This is a genomic window from Mesorhizobium sp. P3_B5 (assembly GCF_056402815.1).
Genome location: NZ_JBFUGR010000002.1, coordinates 569335 through 585524, shown reverse-complemented (window position 1 = coordinate 585524; position 16190 = coordinate 569335). Strand labels below are relative to the sequence as shown.

Genomic DNA, 16190 nt, shown 5'->3' with positions numbered 1-16190 from the left:
AAGCCTGAAATAGCTTCGCTCGGCTCTGGTTTGCGGCTATGGATTTGGACCGGACAAAAAAGGGGATCGGCATGAGCGAGTTCCGCCAGAAATGCACGGCCAAGCAAAACCTCGTCGGCTCGTTCGCCGCCATACCGCACGCCGTTGCGGTGGAAGTGATGGCGATGGCCGGTCTCGATTTCCTCTGCATCGACTGGGAGCATGCGCAGATCTCCAGAGACACAATCGAGAACATGGTGCGTGCGGCCGACAGTCATGGCGTGCCCGCCATGGTGCGCGTCCCTGGCCACCAGCCGGAAGCGATCGCCGCGGCACTCGACAGCGGTGCGCAAGGCGTGCTCATCCCGCGCATCTCGACGGCTGCCCAGGCCCAGGCGGCGGTGAAGGCCTCGCGCTATCCGCCTGAGGGCGAGCGAGGCGTCGGGCCCGGCCGGGCCGCCGGCTATGGCTACCGCATCCCGCAATATCTCGCTGCCGCCAATGCCAGGACCGTTGTCGCGGTCCAGGTCGAAACCGCCGAAGGTCTTGCCAATATCGAGGCGATTGCAGCCGTGGACGGCGTTGACGTGATCTTCGTCGGTCCTGGAGACCTCTCGGTGTCGATCGATGCAATCGGCCCGAAAGGCGCCGACAAGCTCAATGCGGCGATCCGGACGATCATCGGCGTGACGATCGCTCACGGCAAGGCCGCCGGCATATTTTGCGCCAGCCCGCAGCCTGTCGGCCAATGGGCAGCCATTGGCGCCAGCTTTTTCATCCTGGCCAGCGACACAATGTTTCTCGGCGCCGGCGCTGCCGCCAACTATGCCGCGGCACGCGATGAGCTGGCTTAACGGAAACTTTTTAAGCTTAAAACTTTTGTCTTGAAATGTCCGACGCTTTGGATAAGCATTCAATATCGATCTGACTGCCGTGCCGGACGGGCTTGCCGGCGGTCCTGTCGAGGCGTTCAGGGTGCGAGGTTCAGTCCTTGTCGTTCATGCTGCCCCAGTCATCGTCTCTGGCCAGCGCGCGTTACGCTTTCGATGGCGTGCGCGCCCAAATTCGTGATCTGCACACCGAAAACATCGCCAACCTTGCCGTGCGCGCCCGTGAACTGGGCGATGTGATCGCGCTCTGGTACGGCGAAGGCGACATGGTGACGCCGGCTTTCATCCGCGACGCGGCCAAGGCGGCGTTCGATGAAGGCCTGACCTTCTACGTTCCCAACATGCGCGGCCATGGGCCGTTGAATGAAGCGCTGTCGGAGTACCAGACGCGCATCCACGGCAGGCCGATCCCGATCGCGCGCACCACGGTGACGCCGGGCGGCATGCAGGCGCTGTACCTGGCGCTGGAACTGCTGGTCGATACCGGCACCAACGTCGTCTATGTCGCGCCGCAATGGCCCAACATCCACAACGCCATCCACCTGATCGGCGGCGAGCCGCGGCCATTTTCGCTCGATTTCAAGGGCGACTGGAAGCTCGATCTCGACCGGCTGTTTGCGACCTGCGATGCGCGCACGCGGGCGATCTTCCTGTCGACGCCGTCCAACCCGACCGGCTGGACCGCGTCGCGTGAAGAGATGCAGGCGCTGCTCGATTTCAGCCGGCGCACCGGCATCTGGATCATCTCCGACGAGGTTTATGGCCGGCTCTATTTCGACAGCGTTGTGGCGCCTTCGGTGCTGCAGATCGCCGAGGACGGCGACCGGGTGCTGTCGGTCAACAGCTTCTCGAAGGCCTGGGCAATGACCGGCTGGCGCGTCGGCTGGCTGACGCATCCCTCCGGTGTCGCCGACCAGCTCGGCGCCATGAGCCAGTATATCAACAGTGGCACGGCCGCCCCCATCCAGGCCGGTGCCGTCGCGGCGATCCGCCAGGGCGAGCCGCTGGTCGAGGAGATCAGGCAGCGGATCAAGACCGGTCTCGACCTCGCCTATGACAGGCTGGCTGAGATCCCGGGCATCGTGCTGCCGACAAAACCGCGCGGCGGCATGTATGCGTTCTTTGCCATGGAAGGCGAAGACGACGCGCGCCGCGCCTGCGCCAAGATCCTGGAGACGGCACGCGTCGGGCTGGCGCCCGGCCATCTGTTCGGAAGTTCGGCGACGGCCTTCCTGCGCATGTGTGTCTGCCGCGACCGCGACCAGTTAGCGACTGCGCTCGACCGCATGACCGCTGCCATGAATTGACGCCCTGCCCAAAAGCGGGGCGGCAAAAAACCGTGCGGGAGCAAACCCGCCCGATCAACAACCAGAGGGAACAAAAATGAGCCTCACTCGTCGTAACCTGCTTCTTCTCGCGGCCACGATCGGCATCGCTGCCGGCCCCGCCACCGCCTTCGCGGCCGATGTGCTCAATGTCGGCGCCTACCCGACCAATCCGCCCTTCGAATACAAGAACGAGAGCGGCACGTTCGAGGGTTTTGAAGTCGACATCGTCAACGAAGCGGCAAAGCGCGTCGGCATGACCACGGAAATTGCCGACCTCGGATTCCAGGCGCTGTTTGCCGCCACCACCTCAAAGCGCATCGATGTCGCCATCTCGTCGATCACCATCACGCCGGAGCGGCTGAAGTCGCAGTCGTTCACCCAGCCCTATTATGATTCCGACATGGGCATCGCCACCAAGACCGACAGCGCGATCAACACCGAGGCCGACCTCAAGGGCAAGATCATCGGCGTGCTGTCCGGCTCGACCGGCGAGACCTGGGTTAAGGAGCACCAGGCGGCCGACGGGTTCAGCGATGTGAAGGGCTACGACACGCAGCAGAACCTGCTGCTCGATCTCAGCGCCGGCCGCGTCGACGCCGCCGTCAGCGACATTCCGGGCATGGAATACTCCTTCACCAAGATGAAGGACCTCACCGTGAAGAAGCGCATCAAGACCGGCGAACAGTACGGCCTGATGATGACCAAGGACCACCCGCTGCTCGGCAAGCTGAACGACGCGCTGACCACGATGAAGAAGGACGGCACGATCGCCGCGATACACAAGAAGTGGTTCGGCAGCGATGCACCGGCCGATTCCTCGACCGTCAAGGAACTGCCGCTGCCGAAGGGCTGAGCGGCAGTTTTCGTTTGAACCGCGCCGGCTTTCCAGGCCGGCACGATTTGACGGCGTCCTTCGATTTTCGCGCATGACCCTCCCCGGAAACCGATTTCGGTTTCCGGGATCATGCTTTAGCGTCGCGGGACGCCAACCGTTTCGGGAATGCTCCCATGTCGCTGCTGGACACCTTCTTCAACCCCGATGTCATCATGTCCAGCCTGCCGGCGTTGCTGCGTGGCTTCCTGAACACGCTGCTGCTCGGACTGCTCAGCATCGGCATCGGTATCCCCGTCGGCCTGGTGATCAGCCTGGTGCGGCTCTATGCGCCAAAGCCGCTGCGCTGGCTGGCGATTGGCTACACCGACATCTTTCGCGCGCTGCCGGTGCTGGTCGTGCTGATCCTGATCTATTATGCGCTGCCCTTCCTCGGCATACGCCTGTCGTCCTGGACCTCCGCAGTGACGGCGTTTGCCATCATCATGTCGGCCTATTCGAGCGAAGTGTTCCGCTCCGGCATCGAAAGCATTCCAATCGGCCAGTTCGAGGCGGCAAACGCGCTCGGCCTGCCGTTCCTGCTGACCTTGCGCAAGGTGGTGCTGCCGCAGGCGATCCGCGTCGTCATTCCACCGATGACCAGCAACTGCGTCTCGATGTTCAAGGACACTTCGCTGGCATCCACCGTGGCGCTGCCGGAACTCTTGAAGGAAGCGACCAACGCGCAGTCGCTCTACGCCAATCCCTCGCCGCTGATCGGCGCGGCACTGGTCTATCTCATCTTCCTTTGGCCGATGGTCCGCCTCGTCAGCCTGCTGGAACGCCGCTTCAAAACCGAAAAGACGCGCTGACCTCGCCACAATTTCCATCTGCAAAGCACTTGCGCAGGAGACGACCTTGAACAAGCACCAGACCGACAATGCGAGCGACGCCGCCGGCGCGTTCCCCGTCGAAGCCATCCGCGCCATGTTCCCCGCGTTGCAGCGGGCCGGCGACTTCATCTTCCTGGACAATGCCGCCGGCGCGCAGATCCCGCAAAGCGTGCTCGACGCGGTGACCAACCATCTGGTCGCGCACAATGTGCAGCGCGGCGGCCGTTATGGCCGAAGCGTCACTGTCGACCAGTCGGTCGCCGATGCGCGGGAAAGCGTAGCGCTGCTGATAAACGCCTACAGCCCGGCCGAAATCTGCTTCGGCATGAACGCCACCTCCTTCATCCGTCTCGTCAGCCTCGGCATCGGCCAGATGCTGCAGGAGCGCGACGAGATCGTCATCACCGACATGGACCACGACGCCAACATCGCGACATGGCTGGCGCTGGAGTCCGCCGGCGCCAAGTTCAAGTGGTGGCGCATGCGTGAGGACGGCAATCTGCATGTCGACGACCTCAAGCCCCTGGTCTCCGACCGCACAAGGCTTGTCGCTTGCACGGTGACGGCGCACTCGATCGGCTCGATCGTCGATGTCGCGTCAGTGGCCAGGATCGCGCACGCGGCCGGCGCCGAAGTGTTCCTCGACTGCGTGCATTACGGCCCGCACGGGTTGATCGACGTGCAGGCCTGGGATTGCGATTACCTCGTCTGCTCCGGCTACAAGAACTTCTCGCCGCATATGGGCTTCCTGTGGGGTCGCTTCGAGACACTGAAGCGGCTGCCGACCTTTCGCGAGGATTTCATCCCCGACGAGCCGCCCTACAAGGTCGAGGCCGGTACCTTCATCTACGAGAACGTCTCCGGCATGGATGCCGCCGTGCAGTATCTGGAACTGATCGGCCGCAATCTTGCGCCATCCAACAACCGCTCGCGGCGCGACAACATCGTCGCCGGCATGGGCGCCATCCGCGATTACGAGCTGGTGCTGGCGCGCGAGATGCTGGCCGTGCTCAAGGATTGCGGCGCCACCATCTACGGCGTCGCCGACGAGGCCCGCATCAACGAGCGGGTGCCGACCTTCTGCTTCAACATCGGCAAACTCTCGCCCCAGCGGATCGTCGAGGAAATGGCCGAAATGCAGATCGGCATCCGCGACGGCCACATGTACGCGCCGCGGCTGATGAAACGGCTCAACCTCTCGATGGACAGCGGCGCCATCCGCGCCTCGCTGGTGCACTACAACACGGTGGACGAGATCAGGCGCTTCGGCGAGGCGCTGCGCGCCATCATCGCCAAGCTGTCGTGACTGGAATGCGGCGTGCCTGACCTTCCGGTCAGGCCGCCGCCTTCTTCGCCAGTCTCGCCTTGATCGAGGCGACGTCGGCGCGCGGCGTCGCGGCGAACAGCGTGCGGGTGTAGTTGTGCTTGGGGTCGGCAAAGACCTCTTCGCGCGAACCGTATTCGACCGCCTCGCCGAAATACATCACCATCACGTCGTCGGCGATGTAGCGCACCACGGACAGGTCGTGGCTGATGAAGACATAGGTCAGCTGGAACTCGTCCTGCAGGTCGGCGAGCAGGTTCAGCACCTGTGCCTGTACCGACAGATCGAGTGCCGAGACCGGCTCGTCCAGCACCAGCAGGCTCGGGTTCAGCATCAGTGCGCGGGCAATGGCGATGCGCTGGCGTTGGCCGCCCGAGAACATGTGCGGATAGCGGTTGTAGTGCTCGGTGCCGAGGCCGACCTTCTTCAGCATCTTCATGGCCAGGTCGCGCCGTTCTTCAGCCGGCTTGTCGGTGTTGATGAGCAGTGGTTCGCCGAGAACGTCGCCGATCTTCTGGCGCGGATTAAGCGACCCGTATGGATTCTGGAAGACGATCTGCACCTTGCGGCGCATCTCCTTGGTCAGGCCGTTCCTGGCGATATCGACCTTGTTGCCGTCGATGAAAAGCTCGCCCGACGTTGCCGGATCGATCAGCGTGATGATGCGGGCAAGCGTGGACTTGCCGCATCCGCTCTCGCCGACAATGGCCAGCGTCTTGCCCTTGTCGACACTGAAGGAAACGCCCTTGACCGCATGCACGGTGCGCTGCCCGCGAAACAGGCCGCCGCCGACGTGATAGTCGCGCTTGATGTCCTTGCCTTCGACGACCTTGATGCTCATCAGGCGACTCCGGCGGCCGGTTCGAACAGCATGTCTGAGACAGTCGGCAGACGGTCGCCGACAGCGTTGTCCGGCAGCGCCGACAGGAGCGCACGCGTGTAGTTGCTCTTTGGCGATTCAAACAGCGACAGCACGTCGGCCTCTTCCATCTTGCGGCCCTTGTACTGAACGATGACGCGGTCGGCGGTCTCGGCGACGACGCCCATATTGTGGGTGATCATGATCAGGCCCATGCCGTATTTGACCTGCAGCGAGACCAGCAGGTCGAGGATCTGCTTCTGGATGGTGACGTCGAGTGCGGTGGTCGGCTCGTCGGCGATCAAAAGCTTCGGATTGCAGGCGATGGCGATGGCGATCATGACGCGCTGGCACTGGCCGCCCGACATCTGGTGCGGGAAGGAGTTCAGCCGTTCCGCCGGCTCAGCAATGCCGACTTGCGTCAAAAGCTCGATGGCGCGCTCCCGGCGTTGCGCACCGTCCATGCCCATATGGAAGCGCAGCACTTCCTCAATCTGGAAGCCAACCGTGAAGCAGGGATTGAGGCTGGCCATCGGCTCCTGGAAGATCATCGACATGTCCTTGCCGACGATCTTGCGGCGCTCGGCCGGACTCAGCTTCAGGAGGTCGCGGCCATTGAAGCTCATCTTGTCGGCGGTGACCGTTGCGGTCCACGGCAACAGGCCCATCACCGCCAGCATCGACACCGACTTGCCGGAGCCGGATTCGCCGACAATGGCGAGCACCTCGCGCTCTTCGACATGGAGCGAGACACCGTCGACCGCACGGAACGGGCCCGACGCGGTCTGGAATTCGACGACGAGGTTCTGGATGTCGAGCAGCGCCATCACGATCTCCTGAGTTTTGGATCGAGTGCGTCGCGCAGGCCGTCGCCGATCAAATTGATGGCGAGCACGGTGATGAGGATGGCGAGGCCGGGGAAGGTCACCACCCACCAGGCGCGCAGGATGAATTCGCGCGCCGTGGCAAGCATGGTTCCCCACTCCGGCGTCGGCGGCTGGGCGCCAAGGCCGAGGAAGCCGAGCGCAGCCGCCTCGAGGATTGCGTTGGAGAAGGACAGCGTGCCCTGGACGATCAGCGGCGCGAGGCAATTGGGCAGGATGGTGCGCAGCATCAGCCTAATGTGGCCGGCGCCGGCAACCTTGGCGGCGATCACATATTCGCGGCTCTTTTCGGCCATCACTGCGGCGCGCACCAGGCGGGCGAAATGCGGCTGCAGCACCAGCGCGATCGCCAGCATGGCGTTGAACAGCCCGGGACCCAGGATGGTCACCAGCACCAGTGCCAGCAGCAGCGACGGAAAGGCCAGGATCAGATCCATGACGCGCATGATCGCCACGTCGACCCAGCCGCGGAAATAACCGGCGAGCAGGCCGAGCGTGATGCCGCCGACCAGGGCAAGCGTAACGACGACGGCGCCGATCAGCAGGGAGAAGCGCGCGCCATAGAGCAGGCGGGAAAGTATGTCGCGGCCGACGGCGTCGGTGCCGAGCAGATATTCGGCGCTGCCGCCTGCCTCCCATGCCGGAGGCCTCAGAAACGCGGTCTTGTCCTGGACATCGGGCGCATAGGGCGCCAGCACCGGCGCAAGGATCGCGGCCATCACCAGCAGGATGAAGACGAACAAGCCGATGACGGCGCCGCGGTTCACCGAGAAATAGTGCCAGAAGGTCCTGAAGCCGGTCAGCCTATCCGGATTGCCGGCGGCCATCGGGGCGGTTTCGGTTGACTGGCTCATCACGATGCCCGTATGCGCGGGTTGATGACGGCATAGAGCACGTCGACGATCAGGTTCACGGCCATGACAATAAGGGCGATCAAGAGCAAGCCTGATTGCACCACCACATAGTCGCGCTTGCCGATGGAGTCGACCATCCACTTGCCGATGCCCGGCCAGGCAAAGATGGTTTCGGTGAGGATGGCGCCGGCGAGCAGGGTGCTGACCTGCAGGCCGATGGTGGTGACCACCGGGATCAATGCATTGCGCAGCGCGTGCACGCCGATGACGCGGGACGACGACAGCCCCTTGGCACGGGCGGTCCGCACATAGTCCTCGCCCAACACTTCAAGCATGGCCGAGCGCGTCTGGCGAGCGATCACCGCCAGCGGGATGGTGCCGAGCGCAATTGTCGGCAGCACCAGATGGCTCAATGCCGAGCGGAACGCGTCCCATTTGCCGTAGAGCAATGTGTCGATGGTCATGAAGCCGGTGATCGGCTTGAAGAAGTACTGCAGGCCGATGCGGCCCGAAACCGGCGTCCAGCCGAGATAGCCGGAGAAAAAGATGATCAGCAGCAGGCCCCACCAGAAGATCGGCATGGAATAGCCGACGAGTGCGGTGCCCATCAGCGACTGATCGAACCAGGAGCCGCGCTTGACCGCCGCGAATATGCCGGCCGGAATGCCCAGCGCCATGGCAAAAATCATGGCGAAGAACGACAGTTCCAGCGTTGCCGGAAACAGGGTTTTGAACTCTTCGAGAACCGGGCGCTTGGAGGAGATCGCAACGCCGAAATCGCCTGTCAGGACTTCGCCGACATAGCGTGCGTATTGCTGCCAGATCGGCAAATTGTAGCCGAACTGTTCCTTGAGCTCGGCGTAACGTTCAGCCGACACGCCATGCTCGCCGGCCATGGCAAGGATGGGATCGCCAGGCAGCAGCCTGACGAAAGCAAAAGCACAGATGGTGATGCCGATAAGCGTCGGAATCAAAAGTGCTATTCTGTTGAGGATATATTTGAGCATGATGAAGGGGGCGGCGCTTTATCGCGCCGCCCCACTCTAATGTCTTATTCGGCTTTGTCGACGCCGTCGAAGCGGTGAATGCCGAGCGGATCCATCATGTAGCCGCTGACATTCTTGCGCACGACCGAGTAGACTTGGCTGTGTGCCAGAAGGAAGGCCGGAGCCTGCTTCTGGAAGACCACCTGAGCCTGCTCGTAAAGCTTGGTGCGTTCAGCCTGGTCGCTGGTCTTCTTGGCCTTCTGGATCAGGTCCTCGAAGTCCTTGTCGCACCAGCTCGAGTAGTTCGACACGCCGATGGCCGAGCAGGCGAACAGCGTGGCGAAGAAGTTGTCCGGATCGCCATTGTCGCCGGTCCAGCCGATCTGGAAGGCGCCTGGACGATCCTTCTTCTTGCCCTCCGAGCGATACTTGGTCCACTCGTAGTTGACGATCTCAGCCTTGACGCCGACCTTGGCCCAGTCGGCCTGGATCAGTTCGGCGGCACGCTGGAAGTTCGGGTTGTAAGGACGAACGCGGTCGGAAGCCCAAAGCTGGATTTCCGTGAGGCCGGCTGCGGCCAGCACTTTCTTGGCAGCTTCCGGATCGTAGGAATCGGACTTCACGTCCTTGTTCCACGACCACATCGTCGGCGGAATCAGGTTTTCGGCCGGCGTTGCGCCGGCATCCTGGAACAGCGACTTGATCAGCGATTCCCGATCGATCGCCTGGTTGAGCGCGTGACGCACCTCAGGCTTGTCGAGCGGCGGGATGGTCGTGTTGTAGCTCATATAGCCGATGTTCAGGCCGGCCTGATCCATCAGGGTCACGTCGGCGTTGGCCTTGATCGTGCCGATGTCGGCAGGATTCGGATAAGGAGCGATGTCGCACTCGCCGGCCAGGACCTTCTGGATACGGGCGGTCGCGTCAGGCGTGATGGCGAAGACGAGATCGTCGATCTTTTCCTTGCCCTTGAAGTAGTCCGGGTGAGCCGCATAGCGGATGACCGAATCCAGCTGGTAGTCGACGAACTGGAACGGACCGGTGCCGATCGGCTTGGTCGAGAAGTCGGCCATCTTGCCGTCCTTCTGAAGCTGGTCGGCATATTCCTTCGAGACGATCGAGGCGAAGTCCATGCCGAGATTGGCCAGCATCGGCGCGTTCGGCTCGGTCAGCGTCAGCTTGACGGTCAGGTCATCGACCTTTTCCCACTTGGCGACGTATTTCGGCATGTCCATGCCGGTGTAGTAGTCCCAGGTCAGGTTCGGCAGATACTTGTCGCCGTTCCAGGGATTTTCCTTGTTGAACTGGCGGTCAAAGGAGAAGACGACGTCGTCCGCATTGAGGTCGCGCGTCGGCTTGAAATACTCGGTGGTCTGGAACTTCACGCCCGGATGCAGGTGGAAGGTATAGACCAGGCCGTCGTCCGAGATTTCCCACTTGTCGGCGAGGCCGGGCTCGACCTCGGTGCCGCCATGCTTGAACTCGACCAGCCGCGAATAGACGGTACGCGACGAGGCGTCGAAATCATTGCCGCCAGTCGTGGTACCCGGATCGAAATTGGCCGGCGATGCCTCCGAACAGTAAACCAGCGTCTTTGCGCTGGCCACGCCGCCGAGGACGCTTGCAGCCAGCAACGCGGCTGCAAAAGTCAGTTTCTTTTTCATTGAGCACTCCCTGATGTTCTGCCAAGCCCCTCTAGCAGGCTCGCGAAGGGCGCATATAAGCACCGTTTTCCCGGCTTTGGAACTCCCTGTTTGCCTACCCCACCGTAAGCAGAAAATGATTCTCTTGTTTTGCTCAATTTCAGAAAAAAATAGCAAAACCTGCTAATCACAGGATTGTTAACGACCGCATTTTTTTATTGATCGCCAGTCCCGCGAATACAATCATCCACAGGCCCGGCCCTGTCGCCCGCATGACGGGAAGCAGGCCTCGAAGGCCCCGTCGCCGGAAAGATTTCGGCGGCAAATCTTTCCGGTTCTGCCGCAGGGGCAAGACTTGCACGGCCGCCGCTAGTCGCAATACATAGGCTGCATGCCGGATTTCTCTAGGGAATCCGCACCATCGCTGCAGCAGAGGACGTCTCGGTCATTCAGAGGCGGTGCGGCATGGAGCATGCAGTGGAACGACCGAGGGAGGCACGGATGGCAAAAGCAACAAAGACAACGGCCGCGAAAGCGGGGGCCAAGGCAGCTCCCAAAGCTGCTGCTGCCACGGCCAAGCCCAAAGCCTCATCCGTCAAAGCCGCTGCGCCGGCCAAGCCAAAGGCGACGACTGCACCTGCCAAGGCAAGCGCCAAGCCCGTCGCGAAAACCGTGGCCAAGCCTGCCGCTGGGAAGCCGGCAGCCGCAACAAAACCGGCAGCGACCAAGCCAGCGGTGAAAGCGGCGGCAGAGCCCGCAGCGACTCCGGCCAAGAGATTGCCGAAGGCACTCACGGCGCTGACTGCCGGACTGCCGGAAAAACCGTGGCTCAAAAGCTATCCGAAAGTCGTTCCGGCCGAGATCGGCACCCTGCCCTACAGTTCCATCGGCGACTTCCTGGTGGCCGCCTGCAAACAGTTTGCCGCGCAGCCGGCTTTCATCTGCATGGGCAAGTCGATCAGCTACGCCGAACTTGAGCGGCAGTCGGCTGCCTTTGGCGCCTATCTGCAGTCGAAGGGATTGCAGAAGGGTGCGCGCGTCGCGCTGATGATGCCGAACGTGCTTCAGTATCCGGTGGCGATGATGGCCATCCTGCGCGCCGGCTACATCGTGGTGAACATCAACCCGCTCTACACGCCGCGCGAGCTCGAGCACCAGCTCAAGGATTCTGGTGCGCAAGCCATCGTCATCCTCGAAAATTTTGCCAACACGTTGCAAGCCGTGATCGCCAGGACTGATGTCAAGCATGTCGTGGTCGCCACAATGGGCGACATGCTGGGCAGCCTGAAGGGAACCATCGTCAATTTCGTCGTGCGCCGCGTGAAGAAGATGGTGCCGGCCTGGTCGCTGCCCGGCTATATCGCGTTCAACGCCGCCTTGAAGGCCGGTACGGGTATCGCCTTCAAACCCGCCAAGGTGGCGGCCGGAGATGTCGCCTTCCTGCAATATACCGGCGGCACAACCGGTGTCTCCAAAGGCGCGACGCTGCTGCACAGCAATGTGCTGGCCAATGTCGCGCAGAATACGCTGTGGATGGACGACGCCTACGCGATCAAGCCAAAGCCGGCGCATCCCAACTTCATCTGCGCGCTGCCGCTCTACCATATCTTCGCGCTGACGGTGAACGCGCTGATGGGCATGCAGCAAGGTGCCCAGAACGTGCTCATTCCCAACCCGCGCGACATTCCCGGCTTCGTCAAGGAGCTGCAGAAATACCCGGTCCACATCTTTCCCGGCCTCAACACGCTGTTCAACGCGCTGCTCAACAATGAGGATTTCCGCAAGCTCGACTTCAAGCCGCTGATCCTGACACTGGGCGGCGGCATGGCGGTTCAGAAAGGCGTTGCCGAACGCTGGAAGGCGCTGACCGGCAACTCGATCACCGAGGGCTACGGGCTGTCTGAGACGTCGCCGGTGGCCACCGCCAACAAGTTCAGCGACGGCAATTTCACCGGCACGATCGGACTGCCGCTGCCCTCGACCGAGATCGCCATCCGCGACGACGACGGCAACAATCTGCCGCTCGGTGAAGTCGGCGAGATCTGCATCCGCGGGCCCCAGGTGATGGCCGGCTACTGGAACCGGCCCGACGAGACCGCCAAGGTGATGACTCCAGACGGTTTCTTCAAATCCGGCGACATGGGCTTCATGGACGAGCGCGGCTACACCAAGATCGTCGACCGCAAGAAGGACATGATCCTGGTCTCGGGCTTCAACGTCTATCCTAACGAGCTCGAGGAAGTCGTGGCGATGCATCCGGGCGTGCTCGAAGTGGCGGCGATCGGCGTGCCGGACGAGCATTCGGGCGAGGTGCCAAAACTGTTCGTGGTCAAGAAGGACCCGAACCTGACCTCCGAGGCGCTGATCGCCTATTGCCGCGAGAACCTGACCGGCTACAAGCGGCCAAAATACATCGAATTCCGGACCGAGCTGCCGAAGACGCCGGTGGGCAAGATCCTGCGGCGGGCGTTGCGAGGATAGGCACGATTTCGAACGATGGCCCTGGTTGCGGCGGGATCGCGGACGATGGTCGGCGTCCCGACCCGGCAACATTCGTCGAAGCGAACCTGCGGCTTGCGCCCGTTCCCGCGCTTCCTGAAATCCAACTCTACACGGCTCATCCAGGCAGCGGTCTGAGGCGGCTTGCCGACCCGCACCGAGGCGCCGACGCGGACGACGATGCGGTCGCGCCAGCCGACGATGCGCCAGAGCCGCAGCCGCCCTACTGGGCCTATGTCTGGGCCGGCGGCGCGGTGCTTGCCCGCTATATACTCGACCATCCGCAAAGTGTGGCCGGCCGCCGCGTGCTCGACCTCGGCGCCGGCTCAGGCCTGGTCGGCATCGCTGCAGCAAAGGCTGGAGCCCGCGCGGTGATTGCGGCCGAGATCGACCGCAACGGCGTTGCCGCCATCGGTCTCAATGCCGCAGCCAACGGCGTAAAGATCACCATTGTCGACATGGATATCACCACGGGCCCGCCACCGGCGGTCGACCTCGTGCTTGCAGGCGACGTTTTCTACGGCCGTGAGGTTGCTCTACGCGTCACTCCGTTCCTCGACCGCTGCCTGGCAGCCGGCATCGAGGTGCTGGTCGGCGATCCCCGCCGCGCAGATTTGCCGCTGTCCCGGCTGCAGTTGCTCGCCGAATATCAGGTGCCGGATTTCGGCGACGCAAAAGGCGCTGCAACCAAGCCGAGTGGGGTGTTTTCGTTCGAGTCCGCGCCACCGAGCGGTCTGTATCTTCTTTAGACCTCGGATAGGTTTTGCCGGTATTTATCGGAAAAAAGGGAGCCGAAGTCATGACCGAGATCTGGCACTCACTCCTCGCCAACCTTGCCCTGGTCTCCATCCTCGTGGTCGCCTGGGACCTTGTGGCCGATTTCACCGGGCGTCTCTCGCGGCGGATGCAGTCGTTGCTTCTCGGCGTGGTCATGTGCGTGGGCGCGATCACTTCCATGGCGACGGCCTTGTCCGTCTCCGGCTTCGTCGTCGATCTGCGCGCCGCCTTTATTGCTGCGGCCGCGTTCTTCGGCGGATGGCCGGCAATGCTCATCGCCACGGGCGGCTCCATTGCCTATCGCATCCATCTGGGCGGGCAGGGCGCGAGCATCGGGGTCATGGGCATCCTCATCACCGCAGTCGTCGGCATTGCGTGGCACCACATCGTCGCGGCCCGATCGCGCACCATGTACGATATATTCGGTCTCGGCGTGTCGGTCGCTCTCGCCGGGCTGATCACGCTCCTGGTCATCCCCGCGCAAGTTATCACCGGCCTTGTGCAGCAGAGCACGTTCCCGTCCCTCGTGTTCCGCTTCCTCAGCACAATCATCATCGGCGTACTGCTCGACCGGCAGCAGCGCCGGCGGGATCTCTTGATGTCCAACATGACCTACCGGGCCATGGTTCGCGAACTGCCGGATTGCCTGAACATAAAGGATGTCGACGGCCGCTTCATCGCCGCCAACCCCGCCACCGCCGAAATGGTTCGCGCCGCTTCGGTGGAGGAACTCATCGGCAAGACGGATTTCGATTTCTATCCGAAGGAGGTGGCAGAGCGCTTCCGGCAGGATGAGATGGGCGCGCTGGAGGCAGGGCAGACACTGCGGATCGATCAGCCGGCACTTTTACCGGATGGCAGACAAGGCTGGCTCTACACGCTCAAGGCCCCTTTCCGCGACGAGTCCGGCAAGATCGTCGGCGTCATCACCTACAATCGCGACATCACCGAGCAGAAGCGCACCGCCCAGCTCAAAAACGATTTCATTTCCACGGTCAGCCACGAATTGCGGACCCCGTTGACGTCCATCCGCGGCTCGCTTGGCCTGATCGCGGCCGGCGTGGCCGGCGAACTGCCGCCCAAGGCCGCCAATCTCGTCAACATCGCCCACACCAACAGCGAAAGGCTGGTTCTTCTCATCAACGACATCCTCGACATCGAGAAGATCGAATCGGGCGTGATCACCTTCAAGATCAGGCAGATGCCTGTCCGCCAGGTCCTGGAGCAGGCCATTGCCGCCAGCTCCAACTACATGGCCGACAGCCGGATCAGGATCGTCCTGGTCGACGACGCCCCGCGCGCCGAGGCCAATATCGATCCGGATCGCCTGCATCAGGTGATGGCGAACCTGCTGTCGAATGCGATCAAGTTCTCGCACACCGATGGCACCGTCACGGTGAAACTCCAGCGTCGTGACCGCGACATGCTGCGCCTCTCCGTGGTGGACCAGGGCGCCGGCATCCCCGAGGCGTTCCGCAGCCGCATTTTCGGGAAGTTCGAGCAGGCGGACGCCTCCAGCACCCGCAAGATAGGCGGCACAGGCCTGGGCTTGAGCATAGTCAAGGCTATCGCCGAAAAGCTGGGCGGCGCCGTTTCCTTCGAAACCGAGGAAGGCAAGGGAACCTCGTTTCACGTCGACCTTCCCGAAGCGCACAGGCAGGCCGAGAAGCCGGTTTTGGTCGAGCGTCGGGCGCGCAAGCGCGATAGCCGCCTGCGTGTTCTCATCTGCGAGGACGAGCCCGACGTCGCTGCGGTGATCGCAACACTTCTCGATGCGGAAGGCTTTTCCAGCGACGTCGCGCCCGATATCGAAACCGCCAAGGCGCTCCTGAGCTCCCGCGACTACGTGGCGCTGACGCTAGACATCAAGCTGGCGGGGGAATCCGGCATCAAGCTCTTCCACGACATAAGGGCATCCCCGGTGAATTCCGACATTGCGGTCATCGTCATCTCCGCTGTCGCCGACGAGGCCAGGCGCTCGCTGAACGGCAGCGCCGTCGGCATCGTCGACTGGCTGGAGAAGCCGGTGGATTCGAAACGGCTTCACGACGCTCTCGCCAAGATCGTCGGCCGCAGGATCGAGCCGAAGCCGCAGATTCTGCACGTCGAAGACGATGAGGGCGTGCTTGCGGTGTTGTCGGCGGGGCTGGGTTCGAGCGTCTCGATCACAGCCGCAAAGACGCTGCAGGAAGCGCGGCAGGCGGTCGCTCGCCATCGCTTCGACCTGGTCATCCTCGACATCGCGCTTCCCGACGGATCTGGCCTCGACCTCCTCGTCGATCTGCCGCTCGAGACCGCGGTCATCGTGTTCTCGGCGGCGGAACTCGACCAGAAACTCGGCGATCGCGTGCAAGCGATCATGACCAAGACCAGGGCGTCGGAGATCGATGTGGCAAAGCTGGTCAGGAGCATGTTGGTTTCGACCCGCACTCGGCCTGCCGCGCACGCAAAGGAGTGACGCTG

Annotated in this window: 13 protein-coding genes; 8 read left to right on the top strand and 5 right to left on the bottom strand. The window is 62.6% G+C overall.

The features are described 5' to 3' along the window. The first annotated feature begins 71 nt into the window (after positions 1–71). From AC1DVW_RS07745 to AC1DVW_RS07725, 5 genes are all read left to right on the top strand, one after another. Positions 72–833: an HpcH/HpaI aldolase family protein gene (locus tag AC1DVW_RS07745; protein ID WP_477322227.1), complete on the top strand. Its 762-nt coding sequence runs from the start codon at positions 72–74 to the stop codon at positions 831–833. A gap of 146 nt (positions 834–979) precedes the next feature. After that, entirely contained in the window at positions 980–2176 is a 1197-nt protein-coding gene (locus tag AC1DVW_RS07740; RefSeq protein ID WP_477322656.1) for a pyridoxal phosphate-dependent aminotransferase, read from the top strand. Positions 2177–2252: 76 nt separating this feature from the next. Further along, entirely contained in the window at positions 2253–3050 is a 798-nt protein-coding gene (locus AC1DVW_RS07735; protein WP_477322225.1) for an ABC transporter substrate-binding protein, read from the top strand. A 155-nt stretch (positions 3051–3205) separates the two neighbouring features. Then, positions 3206–3880, top strand: coding sequence for an amino acid ABC transporter permease (locus tag AC1DVW_RS07730; protein WP_477241426.1), 675 nt, complete (start codon positions 3206–3208; stop codon positions 3878–3880). 46 nt (positions 3881–3926) lie between these two features. Beyond that, the gene (locus tag AC1DVW_RS07725) at positions 3927–5207 is read left to right on the top strand and encodes a cysteine desulfurase-like protein (RefSeq protein WP_477322223.1); all 1281 of its coding nucleotides are present in this window, start codon (positions 3927–3929) and stop codon (positions 5205–5207) included. A gap of 28 nt (positions 5208–5235) precedes the next feature. Here the strand turns inward: AC1DVW_RS07725 and AC1DVW_RS07720 are convergent, their stop codons facing one another. Genes AC1DVW_RS07720 through AC1DVW_RS07700 form a run of 5 tightly spaced genes read right to left on the bottom strand, consistent with a single transcriptional unit; the run spans position 5236 to position 10472 of the window. Continuing rightward, positions 5236–6066 carry a dipeptide ABC transporter ATP-binding protein gene (locus tag AC1DVW_RS07720; RefSeq protein ID WP_477275574.1) on the bottom strand — a complete coding sequence of 277 codons (831 nt, stop codon included), beginning with the start codon at positions 6064–6066 and terminating at the stop codon, positions 5236–5238. Next, complete coding sequence (locus AC1DVW_RS07715; protein ID WP_477275576.1) at positions 6066–6911, bottom strand: ABC transporter ATP-binding protein; 846 nt, start codon at positions 6909–6911, stop codon at positions 6066–6068. Before AC1DVW_RS07715 ends, AC1DVW_RS07720 begins: the two co-directional genes overlap by 1 nt. Then, positions 6911–7795, bottom strand: a complete 885-nt coding sequence (locus tag AC1DVW_RS07710) for an ABC transporter permease subunit (RefSeq protein WP_477322654.1) — start codon at positions 7793–7795, stop codon at positions 6911–6913. The genes AC1DVW_RS07715 and AC1DVW_RS07710 overlap by 1 nt, the downstream gene beginning before the upstream one ends. 26 nt (positions 7796–7821) lie before the next feature. Next, the gene (locus AC1DVW_RS07705) at positions 7822–8829 is read right to left on the bottom strand and encodes an ABC transporter permease subunit (protein ID WP_477241418.1); all 1008 of its coding nucleotides are present in this window, start codon (positions 8827–8829) and stop codon (positions 7822–7824) included. Between the two features lie 44 nt (positions 8830–8873). Next, entirely contained in the window at positions 8874–10472 is a 1599-nt protein-coding gene (locus AC1DVW_RS07700; protein ID WP_477322221.1) for an ABC transporter substrate-binding protein, read from the bottom strand. A gap of 480 nt (positions 10473–10952) precedes the next feature. Here AC1DVW_RS07700 and AC1DVW_RS07695 point away from each other — a divergent pair, with 480 nt between their 5' ends. Genes AC1DVW_RS07695 through AC1DVW_RS07685 form a run of 3 tightly spaced genes read left to right on the top strand, consistent with a single transcriptional unit; the run spans position 10953 to position 16185 of the window. Further along, on the top strand, positions 10953–12932 hold the full coding sequence (locus AC1DVW_RS07695; protein ID WP_477322219.1) for a long-chain-fatty-acid--CoA ligase: 1980 nt from the start codon (positions 10953–10955) through the stop codon (positions 12930–12932). A 5-nt stretch (positions 12933–12937) separates the two neighbouring features. Beyond that, on the top strand, positions 12938–13699 hold the full coding sequence (locus AC1DVW_RS07690; RefSeq protein WP_477322652.1) for a class I SAM-dependent methyltransferase: 762 nt from the start codon (positions 12938–12940) through the stop codon (positions 13697–13699). Between the two features lie 50 nt (positions 13700–13749). Continuing rightward, on the top strand, positions 13750–16185 hold the full coding sequence (locus AC1DVW_RS07685) for a hybrid sensor histidine kinase/response regulator (protein ID WP_477322217.1): 2436 nt from the start codon (positions 13750–13752) through the stop codon (positions 16183–16185). The last annotated feature ends 5 nt before the right edge of the window (positions 16186–16190 follow it).

Coding starts and splice junctions, on each gene's coding strand:
- AC1DVW_RS07695 (WP_477322219.1), top strand. CDS start 10,953: ATGGCAAAAGCAACAAAGACAACGGCCGCGAAAGCGGGGGCCAAGGCA.
- AC1DVW_RS07710 (WP_477322654.1), bottom strand. CDS start 7,795: ATGGCCGCCGGCAATCCGGATAGGCTGACCGGCTTCAGGACCTTCTGG.
- AC1DVW_RS07720 (WP_477275574.1), bottom strand. CDS start 6,066: ATGAGCATCAAGGTCGTCGAAGGCAAGGACATCAAGCGCGACTATCAC.
- AC1DVW_RS07705 (WP_477241418.1), bottom strand. CDS start 8,829: ATGCTCAAATATATCCTCAACAGAATAGCACTTTTGATTCCGACGCTT.
- AC1DVW_RS07715 (WP_477275576.1), bottom strand. CDS start 6,911: ATGGCGCTGCTCGACATCCAGAACCTCGTCGTCGAATTCCAGACCGCG.
- AC1DVW_RS07685 (WP_477322217.1), top strand. CDS start 13,750: ATGACCGAGATCTGGCACTCACTCCTCGCCAACCTTGCCCTGGTCTCC.
- AC1DVW_RS07745 (WP_477322227.1), top strand. CDS start 72: ATGAGCGAGTTCCGCCAGAAATGCACGGCCAAGCAAAACCTCGTCGGC.
- AC1DVW_RS07735 (WP_477322225.1), top strand. CDS start 2,253: ATGAGCCTCACTCGTCGTAACCTGCTTCTTCTCGCGGCCACGATCGGC.
- AC1DVW_RS07730 (WP_477241426.1), top strand. CDS start 3,206: ATGTCGCTGCTGGACACCTTCTTCAACCCCGATGTCATCATGTCCAGC.
- AC1DVW_RS07700 (WP_477322221.1), bottom strand. CDS start 10,472: ATGAAAAAGAAACTGACTTTTGCAGCCGCGTTGCTGGCTGCAAGCGTC.
- AC1DVW_RS07740 (WP_477322656.1), top strand. CDS start 980: ATGCTGCCCCAGTCATCGTCTCTGGCCAGCGCGCGTTACGCTTTCGAT.